Genomic DNA, 15325 nt, shown 5'->3' with positions numbered 1-15325 from the left:
CCGCCCTACAAAACACCTACATTCCTCTGCGGGTCCTGCGCTGGGTATAAATGGCATCGGCAACGAAAATCGCCAGCGCCACCCAGATAAAGGCGAACGTCACCATCTTATCCGCCCCCGGCACTTCGCCGTAAAACACCACTGCCAGCAGGAACATCAGCGTCGGGCCAATATACTGGAAGAAGCCCAGCGTGGAGAGACGCAGGCGCGTTGCCGCTCCGGTAAAGCACAGCAATGGAATGGTGGTCACCACGCCTGCTGCCATCAGCATCAGGTTCAGCGACCATGGGTTGCTGCCCATGTGGCTGGTGGCGCTGTCAGCGATACCAAACAGGTAAATTGCCGCGACCGGCAGCAGCCACAGGGTTTCAAACAGCATCCCGGTTTGTGCTTCCACCGCGATTTTCTTACGCACCAGACCGTAGAACGCAAAGCTGAACGCCAGCCCCAGCGCGATGATCGGCAGTGAACCGAAGGTCCATAGCTGCACCAGTACACCGCAGAATGCAAGGATCACCGCCAGCCACTGCATACGTCGGAAGCGTTCACCGAGGAAAATCATCCCCAGCACAATGTTCACCAGTGGGTTAATAAAGTAACCGAGGCTCGCTTCAAGCATATGGTGGTTATTCACGGCCCAGATAAACAGCAGCCAGTTACCGCCAATCAGCACCGCAGAGAGCGCCAGCAGGAAAATTTTCTTCGGTGTTTGCAGCAGCGTTTTGACACCCGACCACTGACGGCTGAGGCTCATCAGCGCGATCATAAAGAAGAACGACCAGATGACGCGGTGAGTGAGGATCTCATCAGCCGGAACGTAGGCAATAAGCTTGAAATACGCCGGGGCGATACCCCAAATAAAATAAGCGGCAAGAGCGAGTAAAACGCCCTGCCGCGTCTGTTTAGCATCCATCGGGAAAATCCGTTACAAAAAAGTGAATTAATTTTACCCGATTTTATCGTCTCAACCCACCATATAAGTGGCGGTTGCGCTGGCAATGTAAACCTGTTCTTCGTTGTGTAATTCAACGCGCGCCACGGCAACTTTATTCCCCGCGCGCAGCAGGCTGCTGGTGCAGGTAAAACGATTTCCGCGCCCAGGACGAAGATAGTCGACACGTAAATCAATAGTGCCCATGCGCGACAGGCGCTGGCGCAGTTCATCTTCATTGATGGTGTCATGACGCGTCAGCGTACTGCCCACGCAGACCAGGCCTGCCGCCACGTCGAGCGCGGAGGCAATCACCCCGCCGTGCAAAATACTTTGTGCCCAGTTGCCCACCATCATCGGCTGGTTGTTGAAGCTCAGCTGGGCAAAGTCTTTCTCGTAACGCTCCAGCTCCAGCCCCAGCGCACGGTTAAACGGCATATGGTAGACAAAAATCTCGCCCACGAGTTTTAAAACTTCTTCGGCGGTAAGCATGGCTGACATGAGACATCACATCCTTATTGTTAACGAAATGTTGATTTTATGCCGTGGCAATAAGGAATTCCACTTTCAGAAACGAGGATGCAGCAGTTGTCGCAGAAGTCTGTAGAATGTCCGCCACATAACTATTCAAGTCATCTTAATTTTTTGCAGGAGAATACCACCGATGCGGACGTATCTGGCCTGGTTACTGGCCGCGGTTGCGCTGCCCTTCACAGCAATTGCGCAGGAAGCGACGATAAAAGAGGTGCATGACCAACCTGCCGTTCACGGCAGCATTATCGCGAACCTGCTTCAGGAGCATGACAATCCGTTCACGCTCTATCCTTATGACACCAACTACGTGATTTACACTCAGACCAGCGATCTCAATAAAGAGGCGATAAGCTCCTATAACTGGGCTGATAATGCGCGTAAAGATGAAGTGAAGTATCAGCTCAGCCTCGCATTCCCGTTCTGGCGCGGCATTCTGGGGCCAAACTCGGTATTCGGCGCGTCTTATACGCAGAAATCCTGGTGGCAGTTATCTAACAGCGGGGAGTCATCGCCGTTCCGTGAAACTAACTATGAGCCGCAGCTGTTCCTTGGTTTTGCAACGGATTACGAGTTCGCCGGCTGGACGTTGCGTGACGTCGAGGTAGGTTTCAACCACGATTCAAACGGTCGTTCTGACCCAACGTCACGTAGCTGGAACCGTGCCTATACACGCCTGATGGCGCAGAATGGCAATTTGATGGTGGAAGTGAAGCCGTGGTACGTGGTGGGGAGCACCGATGACAACCCGGATATCACCAAATATATGGGCTACTATCAGCTCAAGATTGGTTATCAACTGGGTGATGCGGTGCTGAGCGCCAAAGGCCAGTACAACTGGAATACCGGCTACGGCGGCGCAGAGCTGGGCTTAAGCTACCCGATGACCAAACATGTGCGTATTTATACCCAGGTCTACAGCGGTTACGGCGAGTCGCTCATCGACTATAACTTCAACCAGACCCGCGTGGGTGTGGGCGTGATGCTGAACGATATTTTCTAGACTGCTCGAATGTTTTTGCGTTAAACGTTGAAGTTTCTCTCTCAGGCGCTGAAAATAGCGCCTGTTTCATTTCTGGCATATGGGGTTAATGTGGCGCAGGCGGAAGTATTGAATCAGGAGTCGCTGGCTAAACAGGTTTTGCATGAAACCTTTGGCTACCAGCAGTTCCGCCCTGGCCAGGAAACCATCATTGAAACCGTGCTGGAAGGTCGTGATTGCCTGGTGGTGATGCCGACCGGTGGCGGTAAATCACTCTGTTATCAGGTGCCCGCGCTGGTGCTTAACGGCCTGACGGTCGTGGTATCGCCACTTATTTCTCTGATGAAAGACCAGGTTGACCAGCTGCTTGCCAACGGCGTGGCGGCGGCCTGTCTTAACTCCACGCAGACCCGCGAGCAGCAGCAAGAGGTGATGGCCGGGTGCCGCACCGGGCAGATCCTCCTGCTGTATATCGCGCCGGAACGCCTGATGCTGGATAACTTCCTCGACCATCTAGCGCACTGGAATCCGGTGCTGCTGGCGGTAGATGAAGCACACTGTATTTCCCAGTGGGGACACGATTTCCGCCCGGAATACGCGGCCCTCGGCCAGCTCCGTCAGCGCTTCCCCGAGCTTCCGTTTATGGCGCTTACCGCCACGGCGGACGACACCACGCGGCTGGATATTGTCCGTCTGCTGGGGCTGAACGACCCGTTGATTCAGGTCAGCAGTTTCGATCGCCCGAATATCCGCTACATGCTGATGGAAAAATTCAAGCCGCTGGATCAGCTCTTGCGCTATGTGCAGGAGCAGCGCGGCAAGTCAGGCATTATTTACTGCAACAGCCGCGCAAAAGTGGAAGACACGGCTGCGCGTCTGCAAAACCGTGGCTTTAGCGCTGCGGCTTATCATGCCGGGTTAGAAAACCACATTCGCGCCGACGTGCAGGAGAAATTCCAGCGTGACGACCTGCAAATTGTGGTCGCGACGGTGGCATTTGGGATGGGGATTAATAAACCCAACGTGCGCTTTGTTGTGCACTTCGACATCCCGCGAAATATTGAATCCTACTATCAGGAAACCGGCCGCGCCGGGCGTGACGGCCTGCCTGCGGAAGCAATGCTGTTTTACGATCCGGCCGATATGGCATGGCTGCGCCGCTGTCTGGAAGAGAAACCGCAGGGACAGCTGCAGGATATCGAGCGCCATAAGCTCAACGCGATGGGGGCCTTTGCCGAAGCGCAAACCTGCCGCCGTCTGGTGTTGCTCAACTATTTTGGTGAAGGGCGTCAGGAGTCGTGCGGTAACTGCGATATCTGTCTTGATCCTCCTAAACAGTACGATGGTCTGATGGATGCGCGTAAGGCGCTCTCGACCATTTACCGTGTAAATCAACGCTTCGGCATGGGCTACGTGGTTGAAGTGCTGCGCGGCGCCAATAACCAGCGTATCCGCGACATGGGCCACGACAAGTTGCCAGTGTACGGTATTGGCAAAGACCAGAGCCACGAGCACTGGGTCAGTATTATTCGTCAGCTAATTCACCTTGGCTTTGCCACACAGAATATCGCCCAGCACTCCGCACTGCAGCTTACCGAAGCCGCGCGTCCGGTGCTGCGCGGTGATATCGAACTCAAGCTTGCCGTACCACGCGTCATCGCCCTCAAACCGCGCGTGATGCAGAAATCCTACGGTGGCAATTACGACCGTAAGCTGTTCGCCAAACTGCGCAAGCTGCGAAAAGCCATTGCCGATGAAGAGAATATCCCGCCTTATGTCGTCTTCAACGACGCGACGCTGATTGAGATGGCCGAACAGATGCCGCTGAGCGCCAGCGAAATGCTCAGCGTCAACGGTGTTGGCACACGTAAGCTCGAACGTTTTGGCAAAGAGTTTATGGCGCTCATCCGTTCTCACGCCGACGGTGATGATGAGGAGTAGTCAGCCGGGCGAAAAAGTGCCAGGATGGTGACTCACTAAATTATTTCCCCGCGAGCGAATTATGTTAATGCTATTTCTCACCGTGGCGTTAGTGCACATCGTTGCGCTGATGAGCCCGGGCCCTGACTTTTTCTTTGTATCACAAACGGCCGTCAGCCGCTCCCGCAAAGAGGCGATGATGGGGGTACTGGGTATCACCATGGGCGTGATGGTCTGGGCGGCGGTGGCACTGCTCGGTCTGAACCTGATCCTGGCAAAGATGGCCTGGCTGCATAACATCATTATGGTTGGCGGCGGGCTGTACCTGTGCTGGATGGGCTACCAGATGCTGCGCGGGGCGCTGAAGAAAGAAGAGAAAAAACCAGAAGAGCCAAAGGTTGAGCTGGCAACGGGCGGCCGCAGCTTTGTGAAGGGGCTGCTGACCAATCTGGCAAACCCAAAAGCGATTATCTATTTCGGCTCCGTGTTCTCGCTGTTTGTGGGTGATAGCGTTGGTGCGGGCGCACGCTGGGGTATTTTCCTGCTGATCGTCGTTGAGACGTTTGCGTGGTTCACCATTGTTGCAAGCCTGTTTGCCTTACCGGCGATGCGCCGTGGCTATCAGCGCATCGCGAAGTGGATCGACTGCGTTGCCGGCGCGCTGTTCGCCGGCTTTGGTATTCATCTCATCATTTCTCGCTAAGCGTGACGCGCTGATGCAAGCAGCGCGCCCACCAGCATAAACAGCGAACCAAACACTTTATTCAGGGCCTTCATCTGTTTAGGCCCTTTAATCCACGCCGCAATTCGCTGTGCCAGCGTCGCATAACCAATCATCACGATGATATCGACGATAATGGTGGTCGCGCCCAGCACCACATACTGCATCACCTGTGGTTGATGTGGAGCGATAAACTGCGGGAACAGGGCAGCCAGGAAAACAATGCTTTTCGGGTTGGTCAGGTTTACAAATACTGCACGTTTGAACAGACGACCACGGGTTTGCGACTGGGCAAGCGTGTTGAGATTAATCGAACCTGCCGCGCGCCACTGCTGAATACCCAGCCAAATCAGGTACGCTGCACCGGCCCATTTCAGTACTTCGAACGCCAGCACAGAGCGGGAGAACAGCGTCCCCAGACCAATCCCGACCAGCACAATATGAATGCCCAGCCCGGTCTGCAAACCGGCAATCGACGCCGCCGCACCGCGATAGCCGTGGTTGATGGAGGTGGTCATTGTGTTAATAGCACCTGAGCCCGGTGAAAGGCTGAGGATAATGGATGTCAGCAGGTAGGCGAACCACCACTCGAAGGTCATTTGAAGCTCCCGAACCGTCTATTTTTATGCCACAATACGCTATTGTTGAGTCATTTTGTGACCTGTTACGAAAAAACGATATTCCTTGGCTTACGTGAGTGGAAACCCGATGTTTCAGCAGAAAAAGGACTGGGAAACACGAGAAAACGCATTTGCTGCTTTCTCTATGGGGCCGCTGACCGATTTCTGGCGGCAGCGTGAGGAAGATGAGTTTACGGGCGTCGGTGATATTCCGGTACGCTTCGTGCGTTTCCGCAATGTGAAGAACGATCGGGTGATCGTCGTCTGCCCTGGGCGCATCGAGAGCTACATCAAATACGCCGAACTGGCTTATGATCTTGTCCATCTTGGCTTTGATGTGTTGATTATCGACCATCGTGGGCAGGGGCTTTCTGGTCGTCTGTTATCGGACACGCACCGCGGTCATGTGGATAATTTCAGCGATTATGTCGACGATCTTGCCGCGTTCTGGCAGCAGGAAGTTGAACCTGGTCCATGGCGTAAGCGCTATATTCTGGCGCACTCTATGGGTGGGGCAATCTCTACGCTATTTTTACAGCGCTATGAGCACCAGTGCGATGCCATTGCGCTTACCGCGCCAATGTATGGCATCGTCATGCGTTTTCCTGACTGGATGGTGCGCCATATTCTCGATTGGGCTGAGGGCCATCAGCGCATTCGTGAAGGCTATGCCATCGGGACGGGGCGCTGGCGTGCATTGCCGTTTGCAATGAACGTGTTAACCCACAGCCGACAGCGTTATCGTCGTAACCTGCGTTTTTATGCCGATGAACCACGCCTGCGCGTTGGCGGTCCGACCTATCATTGGGTGCGGGAAGGTATTCTTGCCGGGGAACAGGTGCTTGCTGGCGCGGGTGATGATGACACGCCAACACTTCTGATTCAGGCTGAAGAAGAGCGTGTGGTGGATAACCGCATGCACGATCGTTTTTGTGAACTCCGCGCTGCCGCCGGTCACCCCTGTGAAGGGGGAAAACCGCTGGTCATCAACGGCGCGTACCATGAGATCCTTTTTGAAAAGGACGCTATGCGCTCAGTCGCGCTCAACGCCATTGTTGAATTTTTCAACAGGCATAACTGATTTTTTTATTGAGGTTAAATTTCCCTATGTACCAGGTTGTTGCATCTGATTTAGATGGCACGCTGCTTTCCCCCGACCACACCCTGTCGCCTTACGCGAAAGAGACCTTAAAGCTTCTGACTGCCCGTGGCGTGAACTTTGTGTTTGCCACCGGCCGCCACCACGTAGACGTGGGGCAGATCCGCGATAATCTGGAAATCAAATCGTACATGATCACCTCTAACGGTGCGCGCGTACACGATACGGACGGCAACCTGATTTTCGCGCATAACCTTGATCGCGATATCGCCGCCGATCTGTTCGGCGTGGTGCACAACAACCCGGATATCGTGACTAACGTCTATCGTGATGATGAGTGGTTTATGAACCGCCACCGCCCTGACGAAATGCGTTTCTTCAAGGAAGCGGTATTCAACTACACCCTGTACGAGCCAGCCCTGCTTGAACCTGAAGGTATCAGCAAGGTGTTCTTCACCTGCGAAAGCCACGAAGAATTGCTGCCGCTGGAGCAGGCGATCAACGCTCGCTGGGGCGACCGTGTTAACGTGAGTTTCTCAACGCTGACCTGTCTGGAAGTGATGGCCGGGGGCGTATCCAAAGGCCATGCGCTGGAAGCGGTTGCGAAGCGTCTGGGCTTCGAGCTGAAAGACTGTATCGCCTTTGGTGACGGTATGAACGATGCCGAAATGCTTTCGATGGCAGGCAAGGGCTGCATTATGGAGAACGCGCACCAGCGTCTGAAAGACCTGCACCCGGAGCTGGAAGTGATCGGCACCAACGGCGACAACGCGGTACCAAAATATCTGCGCAAGCTGTTCCTTGAATAATCTTCATTTGGTTATTTATTGCTCAGTTGTCAACTAAAGAGTTCGCTACAATGCCTGTCCTTCTTTCTGAGAGACAAGCATTGTGGCGCTACTCATTATCACCACTATCCTGTGGGCCTTCTCCTTTAGCCTGATTGGCGAATATCTTGCTGGTTCGGTCGACAGTTATTTCTCGGTGCTGATGCGTGTTGGGCTGGCGGCGCTGGTATTCCTGCCGTTTCTGCGTACGCGCGGGCAATCGCTGAAAACCATTGTGCTGTATATGCTGGTGGGGGCGATGCAGCTCGGCATCATGTATCTGTTCAGCTTTCGGGCCTACGTCTACCTGTCTGTTTCGGAGTTTCTGCTTTTTACCGTACTCACGCCGCTCTACATCACGCTGATTTACGATCTGCTCAGCAAGCGCCGTTTACGCTGGGGATACCTGCTGAGCGCGGCGCTGGCAGTTATTGGGGCGGCGATTATTCGCTATGACAAAGTCAGCGACCACTTCTGGACCGGGCTGATGTTCGTCCAGCTCGCCAACATCAGTTTCGCCATCGGTATGGTGGGCTACAAACGTCTGATGGAAACCCGTCCGATGCCGCAGCATAACGCGTTCGCCTGGTTCTATATGGGGGCCGCGATTGTCGCGGTAGCGGCGTGGTTCATGCTCGGTAACCCGCAAAAACTGCCGACCACTACGGTGCAATGGAGCGTTCTGGTCTGGCTGGGCGTGGTGGCCTCAGGGCTGGGATACTTCATGTGGAACTACGGCGCGACCCAGGTCGACGCCGGTACGCTGGGGATCATGAACAACGTGCATGTGCCCGCGGGTCTGCTGGTTAACCTTGCAATCTGGCAGCAGCAACCCCACTGGCCGAGTTTCCTTATTGGGGGAACGGTGATCCTGGCTTCACTGTGGGTCCATCGCCGCTGGGTCGCTCCGCGCTCCGCACAAACGGAAGATGGTCGCACGCGTGGTTCCGCGTTGAGCGAATAAACGCCTCCGTAATCGGCTGGCGCTGCTCGCCATCGCGCACGGCGGCGTACAGCCGGCTCCACAGTCCTTCGCCCAGGGTTTTGGTCACCACCAGGCCCTGGCGTTCAAAACTCTCTACCACCCAGTGCGGCAGTGCCGCGATACCCATTCTGGCCGCCACCATCTGAATCAACAACAGGGTGTTATCCACGCTTTTCAACTGCGGGCTAATGCCTGCCGGTTGCAGGAAGTGACGCCAGATATCCAGACGACTGCGCTGAACCGGGTAAATCAGCAGCGTTTCCGTCGCCAGGTCTTCCGGTGTGATGCGCGTTTTAGCCGCCAGCGGATGATCCGGTGCCAGCACCAGACGCACTTCATAATCAAACATTGGGGAGTAGTGCAGGCCGCTGCGCGGCAGAATATCAGAGGTCATGACCAGATCCAGCTCGCCCTGCTGGAGCGAGGGCTGCGGGTCAAACGTCACCCCGGATGTAAAGTCCATCTCCACCTGCGGCCACTTCTGGCGGAAATTCTCAAGTGCGGGGGTCAGCCACTGAATGCAGCTATGACATTCAATGGCGATACGCAGTTTGGTCTGTTGCGGCTCGTTACAGGACTGCAGGGCGCTGGCAATTTGCGGCAGCACCTGATTTGCCAGCTGCAGCAAAATCTCACCCTGAGGCGTAAAGCGTAGCGGCTGGCTCTTGCGCACAAAAAGACGAAAGCCGAGGCGTTGTTCCAGATCGCTGAACTGGTGAGAAAGGGCGGACTGGGTCTGGTGCAGCGAGGCTGCCGCCGCCGCAAGAGAACCGCAGTTCCGCAACGCTTGTAGCGTTTTCAGGTGTTTTATCTCGATCATGAAAGTCCTTCACTTCGCCATGAACATTTTGCGCTTGAGGAATATACAGTAACCGCCAATTATGGATGTGTAAACATCTGGACGTCTAAATACCGAAAATTGACAAGGGGCATGACATGACAATCCGCAATCACACTCTCGGTTTCCCTCGCGTTGGCCTGCGTCGCGAGCTGAAAAAAGCGCAAGAAAGCTACTGGGCGGGTAGTACCACCCGTGAAGAACTGCTGGCCGTTGGACGCGAACTGCGTGCGCGTCACTGGGATCAGCAAAAACAGGCGGGCATTGACCTGCTGCCGGTGGGCGATTTTGCCTGGTACGACCATGTTCTGACGACAAGCCTGCTGCTTGGCAATGTGCCGGCTCGTCATCAGAACAAAGATGGATCGGTAGATATCGACACCCTGTTCCGCATCGGCCGTGGTCGCGCGCCAACAGGTGAGCCAGCGGCAGCGGCTGAAATGACCAAGTGGTTTAATACCAACTATCACTACATGGTGCCGGAGTTCGTTAAAGGTCAGCAGTTCAAACTGACCTGGACGCAATTACTGGATGAGGTGGACGAAGCGCTGGCGCTGGGCCACCAGGTGAAGCCTGTGCTGCTGGGGCCGGTTACTTACCTGTGGCTTGGCAAAGTGAAGGGTGAGCAGTTTGATCGCCTCAGCCTGCTGAACGACATTCTTCCGGTCTACAAACAGGTGCTGATTGAGCTGGGCAAACGCGGTATCCAGTGGGTGCAAATCGACGAACCTGCTCTGGTGCTCGAGTTGCCGCAGGAATGGCTAGATGCCTTCAAACCGGCGTATGACGCACTTGCCGGACAGGTGAAGTTGCTGCTGACTACCTATTTCGAAGGCGTGACGCCAAACCTGAAGACCATCACCGCGCTGCCAGTGCAGGGTCTGCACGTTGACTTTGTACACGGTAAAGATGATGTCGCGGAGCTGCACAAACGCCTGCCTGCGGACTGGCTGCTCTCGGCCGGTGTGGTGAATGGCCGTAACGTCTGGCGTGCCGATCTCACTGAGAAATACGCTCAGGTTAAGGACATCGTCGGCAAACGTGAGTTGTGGGTGGCATCGTCTTGTTCACTGTTGCATAGCCCAATCGATCTCAGTGCTGAAACCCGTCTGGACGCAGAAGTGAAGAGCTGGTTTGCCTTTGCCTTGCAGAAATGTGAGGAGCTGACGCTGCTGCGTGATGCATTGAACACGGGTGACACGGCAGCGATTACCGAATGGAGCGCACCGATCCAGGCCCGCCGCGACTCGGCTCGCGTAAACAACCCGGCAGTCGAAAAACGTCTGGCAGCCATCACGGCTCAGGACAGTCAGCGCCAGAGCGCCTATGAAGTGCGCGCTGAAGCACAGCGCGCCCGCTTTAATCTGCCTGCGTGGCCAACCACGACGATCGGTTCTTTCCCGCAGACTACCGAGATCCGCGGCCTGCGTCTGGACTTCAAAAAGGGCAATCTGGATGCGAATCATTACCGCACCGGTATCGCTGAACACATTAAACAGGCGATTATCGAGCAGGAACGTTTAGGTCTGGATGTTCTGGTGCACGGTGAAGCCGAGCGTAACGACATGGTGGAATACTTTGGTGAACACCTGGACGGTTTCGTGTTTACCCAAAATGGCTGGGTGCAGAGTTACGGTTCCCGCTGCGTGAAGCCGCCGGTGGTGATTGGTGATATCAGCCGTCCAGAAGCGATTACCGTTGAATGGGCGAAGTATGCCCAGTCTCTGACAGATAAACCGGTGAAAGGAATGCTCACGGGTCCGGTAACGATTCTCTGCTGGTCCTTCCCGCGTGAAGACGTGAGCCGCGAAACCATCGCCAAACAGATCGCGCTGGCACTGCGTGATGAAGTGGCGGATCTGGAAGCCGCAGGCATTGGCATTATTCAGATCGACGAACCGGCGCTGCGCGAAGGTCTGCCGCTGCGTCGTAGCGACTGGGATGCCTACCTGAAATGGGGCGTGGAGGCTTTCCGCATCAACGCCGCGGTCGCGAAGGACGACACCCAGATCCACACCCACATGTGTTACTGCGAATTTAACGACATCATGGATTCGATAGCCGCGCTGGATGCCGATGTGATCACCATCGAGACATCGCGTTCAGACATGGAACTGCTGGAGTCATTTGAAGAGTTCGACTACCCGAACGAAATAGGACCGGGGGTGTACGACATTCACTCTCCGAACGTGCCGAGTGTGGAGTGGATCGAAGCTCTACTGAAAAAAGCGGCCCAGCGCATTCCGGCAGAGCGTCTGTGGGTGAACCCGGACTGCGGACTGAAAACCCGCGGCTGGCCGGAAACCCGCGCTGCACTGGCGAACATGGTGCAGGCGGCGCAGAATTTGCGTCAGGCGTAATAAGTTGTAGGCCCGGTAAGGCGTCATCGCCGCCGGGCTTTTTGCTTTTACCCTTTTTTACCGCCGTACTGGCTGAACCACGCCAGCATTCGCTGCCATCCGTCTTTTGCAGATTCCTCGTGATAACTCGGACGATAGTCGGCATTAAATGCATGCCCGGCATCCGGGTATACCACGATCTCCGCCTTCGCATTTGCCGCGCGGAGCGCATGGCGCATGGTTTCTACCGAATCCAGTGAAATACCGGTGTCCTGACCGCCGTAAAGCCCTAACACGGGGGCATTCAACTCGGTGGCGATATCAACCGGATGTTTCGGTGAATTCAGCGTTTTTTCACCCACCAGTTTGCCGTACCAGGCGACAGCGGCTTTGAGCTGCGGGTTATGGGCGGCATACAGCCAGCTGATACGCCCTCCCCAGCAGAAACCCGTCACCATCAGACGATGTGCATCACCACCGTTACGTGCTGCCCAACTGGCAACGTGGTCGAGATCGGCCATGACCTGCGCATCCGGGACTTTGCTGACCAGGTTGCTGAGTAATGTTGGAATATCGCTGTAGTCGTTCGGATCGCCCTGACGGAAGTAGAGCTCTGGCGCAACGGCCAGATACCCTTCCAGCGCCAGCCGGCGGCAGAGGTCGCGGATATGTTCGTGAACACCAAAAATTTCCTGAACCACAATGACGATGGGCAGCGGACCCTCTGCCGATTTTGGCCGCGCGTGGTAAGCCGGCATATTATCCCCCTGCGAGGGGATGGAGGTCTCACCCGCCGTTATGGCCTCTTTGGGCGTTGAAACGATGGTTGAAGCATGCGGGGCTGCAGCAGGTGCAAAACCGATTTTTTCAGTCATGGCATTCTCCGTACCAATGAGTTAGCGCAAAGGTAAATATAGACACCAGGTTAACAACCCACAGTGCCTTAAACGGTCTATCTTTTGTGCAGCACACCACGATATAACTTGTTAATGTGATGTAAATCACTTTTTCATGGAAATTTACTGCAATCATTTTCACTCATGGTGAAGTGCATCACGAAATTATGCGTATTGCTTCTGTAAAGTACCATTTTACTTCTTCTGACTAACCGACCCACAGAGGAGTCACCTATGTCTAAGTCTGATGTTTTTCATCTCGGCCTCACCAAAAACGATTTACAAGGGGCTACGCTCGCTATCGTCCCGGGTGATCCTGAGCGTGTGGAAAAGATCGCCGCGCTGATGGATAAGCCGGTTAAGCTGGCAGCCCATCGTGAATTCACCACCTGGCGTGCAGAGCTGGATGGCAAAGCCGTGATCGTGTGTTCTACCGGTATCGGTGGCCCGTCGACCTCCATTGCTGTTGAAGAGCTGGCGCAACTGGGCATTCGTACTTTCCTGCGTATCGGTACCACCGGCGCTATTCAGCCGCATATCAATGTCGGTGACGTGCTGGTCACCACCGCATCTGTGCGTCTGGACGGGGCAAGCCTGCACTTCGCGCCAATGGAATTCCCGGCAGTGGCAGACTTCGAATGTACCACTGCGCTGGTTGAAGCGGCGAAATCTGTGGGCGCGACCACGCACGTGGGTGTAACTGCCTCTTCCGATACCTTCTACCCAGGCCAGGAGCGCTATGACACCTTCTCTGGTCGCGTGGTGAGCCGTTTCAAAGGTTCTATGGAAGAGTGGCAGTCCATGGGCGTAATGAACTACGAAATGGAGTCTGCGACGCTGCTGACCATGTGCGCAAGCCAGGGTCTGCGTGCCGGTATGGTGGCGGGCGTTATCGTCAACCGTACCCAGCAGGAGATCCCGAACGCCGAAACCATGAAGCAGACCGAAAGTCATGCCGTGAAAATCGTGGTGGAAGCGGCGCGTCGCCTGATCTAGTCCTCTCTTCTGCATGCAATAAAAGGCCGACACGTTCGGCCTTTATTTTTTGCGTAGCACCTCGCAGGAAAACCCTTTCAAACTGGACGTTTATACAGCACAATTCTATTTTGTGCGGGTAATACGTTGATGCAGGGGGCATTGTGGATATCTCGATCCTGATTTACGCGGTGATTGCGCTGGTGGGCTTAGGGATTGGCTGGCTCATTTCCAGCTACCAGCATGCACAGCAGAAGGCCGATCAGCTGGCCGAGCGAGAAGAGATGGTCGCCGATTTAAGCGCGGCAAAACAACAGCTTGCTCTGAGCGGGCACTGGCGCGATGAGTGCGAGTTGCTCAACAACGAACTACGCAACCTGCGGGATATCAACACCTCGCTGGAAGCTGATCTCCGCGAAGTGACCACCCGTCTTGAATCCACCCAACTGCATGCGGAAGACAAAATCCGCCAGATGATCAACAGCGAGCAACGCCTCAGCGAACAGTTTGAAAACCTCGCCAACCGCATTTTCGAACACAGCAACCGCCGCGTTGATGAACAGAATCGCCAGAGCCTGAACAGCCTTCTGACGCCTCTGCGTGAACAGCTGGACGGTTTTCGTCGTCAGGTGCAAGACAGTTTTGGTCAGGAGGCTCGCGAGCGGCACACGCTGGCGCATGAGATTCGCAATCTTCAGCAACTGAATGCACAGATGGCGCAGGAGGCGGTCAACCTGACTCGCGCGCTGAAAGGGGATAACAAAACCCAGGGAAACTGGGGGGAAGTGGTCCTGACCCGCGTGCTCGAGGCCTCAGGCCTGCGTGAAGGTTATGAGTATGAGACTCAGGTCAGCATCGAAAATGATGCTCGCTCGCGCATGCAGCCCGATGTCATAGTGCGTCTGCCTCAGGGCAAAGACGTTGTCATCGACGCCAAAATGACGCTGGTGGCATATGAGCGCTACTTTAATGCGGAAGATGATTACACCCGAGAGTCGGCATTGCAGGAGCATATTGCTTCCGTGCGTGACCATATCCGTCTGCTCGGCAGAAAAGACTACCAGCAACTGCCGGGCCTGCGCTCACTGGATTACGTGCTGATGTTCATTCCGGTTGAACCGGCCTTCCTGCTGGCACTCGACAGGCAGCCTGAACTGATCACCGAAGCGCTGAAAAATAACATTATGCTGGTCAGCCCGACCACGTTGCTGGTGGCCTTGCGAACCATTGCGAACCTGTGGCGCTATGAACACCAGAGCCGCAATGCGCAACAGATTGCCGATCGAGCCAGCAAGCTGTACGACAAAATGCGTCTGTTCGTGGACGATATGTCCTCGGTCGGGCAAAGCCTTGACCGCGCGCAGGATAACTACCGTCAGGCAATGAAAAAACTCTCCTCCGGACGTGGCAACTTACTGGCACAAGCTGAGGCATTCCGTAGTCTGGGCGTCGAAGTAAAACGCGAGATTAATCCGGAACTGGTTGAACAGGCCACGTCGCAGGACGAGGAGTTCCGCCTGCGTGAAGGCAGTGCTGAACAAAAGACAAACAGTGAAGACAACGATCTAGCAGCGGAATTATCGCCAGATGAGCAGCCGACGCGTTTGTTTCGCGGTGGTTGAATCGTAGGGCAAACGCGTCCAATCTGGTACACTTCACAA

General features: G+C 55.1%; 14 protein-coding genes. 9 read left to right on the top strand and 5 right to left on the bottom strand.

The genetic code is table 11. The annotated features are described in order from the left end of the window. Window positions 1-16 precede the first annotated feature (16 nt). Both rarD and yigI read right to left on the bottom strand, forming a co-directional pair. Window positions 17-913, bottom strand: coding sequence for an EamA family transporter RarD (gene rarD / locus ACLHV8_RS21250; RefSeq protein ID WP_028018185.1), 897 nt, complete (start codon window positions 911-913; stop codon window positions 17-19). A gap of 51 nt (window positions 914-964) precedes the next feature. Continuing rightward, window positions 965-1432: an acyl-CoA thioesterase YigI gene (yigI, locus tag ACLHV8_RS21245; protein WP_028018184.1), complete on the bottom strand. Its 468-nt coding sequence runs from the start codon at window positions 1430-1432 to the stop codon at window positions 965-967. A 163-nt stretch (window positions 1433-1595) separates the two neighbouring features. On the opposite strand from yigI, the gene pldA reads away from it, so the two are divergent. The 3 genes from pldA (at window position 1596) to rhtC (ending at window position 5067) form a co-directional block, all read left to right on the top strand. Further along, window positions 1596-2465: a phospholipase A gene (pldA, locus tag ACLHV8_RS21240; RefSeq protein ID WP_208594821.1), complete on the top strand. Its 870-nt coding sequence runs from the start codon at window positions 1596-1598 to the stop codon at window positions 2463-2465. A 90-nt stretch (window positions 2466-2555) separates the two neighbouring features. Next, entirely contained in the window at window positions 2556-4385 is a 1830-nt protein-coding gene (gene recQ, locus ACLHV8_RS21235) for an ATP-dependent DNA helicase RecQ (RefSeq protein ID WP_208594820.1), read from the top strand. 61 nt (window positions 4386-4446) lie between these two features. Next, on the top strand, window positions 4447-5067 hold the full coding sequence (gene rhtC / locus ACLHV8_RS21230) for a threonine export protein RhtC (protein WP_208594819.1): 621 nt from the start codon (window positions 4447-4449) through the stop codon (window positions 5065-5067). Here the strand turns inward: rhtC and rhtB are convergent. Next, window positions 5064-5684 carry a homoserine/homoserine lactone efflux protein gene (gene rhtB / locus ACLHV8_RS21225; RefSeq protein WP_028018181.1) on the bottom strand — a complete coding sequence of 207 codons (621 nt, stop codon included), beginning with the start codon at window positions 5682-5684 and terminating at the stop codon, window positions 5064-5066. The two genes, rhtC and rhtB, sit on opposite strands and share 4 nt — an antisense overlap. A gap of 109 nt (window positions 5685-5793) precedes the next feature. Here rhtB and pldB point away from each other — a divergent pair, with 109 nt between their 5' ends. The 3 genes from pldB to ACLHV8_RS21210 all read left to right on the top strand — a co-directional run bounded on the left by pldB (window position 5794) and on the right by ACLHV8_RS21210 (window position 8595). Beyond that, window positions 5794-6786 carry a lysophospholipase L2 gene (gene pldB / locus ACLHV8_RS21220; RefSeq protein WP_028018180.1) on the top strand — a complete coding sequence of 331 codons (993 nt, stop codon included), beginning with the start codon at window positions 5794-5796 and terminating at the stop codon, window positions 6784-6786. Between the two features lie 26 nt (window positions 6787-6812). Then, window positions 6813-7613, top strand: coding sequence for a sugar/pyridoxal phosphate phosphatase YigL (gene yigL / locus ACLHV8_RS21215; RefSeq protein WP_028018179.1), 801 nt, complete (start codon window positions 6813-6815; stop codon window positions 7611-7613). An 82-nt stretch (window positions 7614-7695) separates the two neighbouring features. Then, on the top strand, window positions 7696-8595 hold the full coding sequence (locus tag ACLHV8_RS21210) for a carboxylate/amino acid/amine transporter (RefSeq protein ID WP_032666884.1): 900 nt from the start codon (window positions 7696-7698) through the stop codon (window positions 8593-8595). Here ACLHV8_RS21210 and metR read toward each other — a convergent pair. Beyond that, window positions 8483-9436, bottom strand: a complete 954-nt coding sequence (gene metR / locus ACLHV8_RS21205; RefSeq protein WP_028018178.1) for an HTH-type transcriptional regulator MetR — start codon at window positions 9434-9436, stop codon at window positions 8483-8485. The two genes, ACLHV8_RS21210 and metR, sit on opposite strands and share 113 nt — an antisense overlap. Window positions 9437-9552: 116 nt before the next feature. Between metR and metE the strand changes: the two genes are divergently transcribed. Next, window positions 9553-11814: a 5-methyltetrahydropteroyltriglutamate--homocysteine S-methyltransferase gene (gene metE / locus ACLHV8_RS21200; protein ID WP_208594818.1), complete on the top strand. Its 2262-nt coding sequence runs from the start codon at window positions 9553-9555 to the stop codon at window positions 11812-11814. 47 nt (window positions 11815-11861) lie between these two features. On the opposite strand, the gene ACLHV8_RS21195 is transcribed toward metE, so the two are convergent. Next, on the bottom strand, window positions 11862-12668 hold the full coding sequence (locus ACLHV8_RS21195; protein ID WP_208594817.1) for a dienelactone hydrolase family protein: 807 nt from the start codon (window positions 12666-12668) through the stop codon (window positions 11862-11864). A 255-nt stretch (window positions 12669-12923) separates the two neighbouring features. On the opposite strand from ACLHV8_RS21195, the gene udp reads away from it, so the two are divergent. Both udp and rmuC read left to right on the top strand, forming a co-directional pair. After that, on the top strand, window positions 12924-13685 hold the full coding sequence (udp, locus tag ACLHV8_RS21190; protein WP_003860792.1) for a uridine phosphorylase: 762 nt from the start codon (window positions 12924-12926) through the stop codon (window positions 13683-13685). 143 nt (window positions 13686-13828) lie between these two features. After that, window positions 13829-15286 (top strand): DNA recombination protein RmuC, encoded by a 1458-nt coding sequence (gene rmuC, locus ACLHV8_RS21185; RefSeq protein WP_208594816.1) that lies wholly within the window; start codon window positions 13829-13831, stop codon window positions 15284-15286. Window positions 15287-15325 lie beyond the last annotated feature (39 nt).

This window comes from Enterobacter sp. CPE_E863 (genome assembly GCF_046521465.1).
Classification (GTDB): Bacteria; Pseudomonadota; Gammaproteobacteria; order Enterobacterales; family Enterobacteriaceae; genus Enterobacter; species Enterobacter adelaidei.
This window is presented reverse-complemented; position numbering and strand designations above follow the sequence as displayed.

Coding starts and splice junctions, on each gene's coding strand:
- rarD (WP_028018185.1), bottom strand. CDS start 913: ATGGATGCTAAACAGACGCGGCAGGGCGTTTTACTCGCTCTTGCCGCT.
- yigI (WP_028018184.1), bottom strand. CDS start 1,432: ATGTCAGCCATGCTTACCGCCGAAGAAGTTTTAAAACTCGTGGGCGAG.
- pldA (WP_208594821.1), top strand. CDS start 1,596: ATGCGGACGTATCTGGCCTGGTTACTGGCCGCGGTTGCGCTGCCCTTC.
- rhtC (WP_208594819.1), top strand. CDS start 4,447: ATGTTAATGCTATTTCTCACCGTGGCGTTAGTGCACATCGTTGCGCTG.
- rhtB (WP_028018181.1), bottom strand. CDS start 5,684: ATGACCTTCGAGTGGTGGTTCGCCTACCTGCTGACATCCATTATCCTC.
- pldB (WP_028018180.1), top strand. CDS start 5,794: ATGTTTCAGCAGAAAAAGGACTGGGAAACACGAGAAAACGCATTTGCT.
- yigL (WP_028018179.1), top strand. CDS start 6,813: ATGTACCAGGTTGTTGCATCTGATTTAGATGGCACGCTGCTTTCCCCC.
- metR (WP_028018178.1), bottom strand. CDS start 9,436: ATGATCGAGATAAAACACCTGAAAACGCTACAAGCGTTGCGGAACTGC.
- metE (WP_208594818.1), top strand. CDS start 9,553: ATGACAATCCGCAATCACACTCTCGGTTTCCCTCGCGTTGGCCTGCGT.
- ACLHV8_RS21195 (WP_208594817.1), bottom strand. CDS start 12,668: ATGACTGAAAAAATCGGTTTTGCACCTGCTGCAGCCCCGCATGCTTCA.
- udp (WP_003860792.1), top strand. CDS start 12,924: ATGTCTAAGTCTGATGTTTTTCATCTCGGCCTCACCAAAAACGATTTA.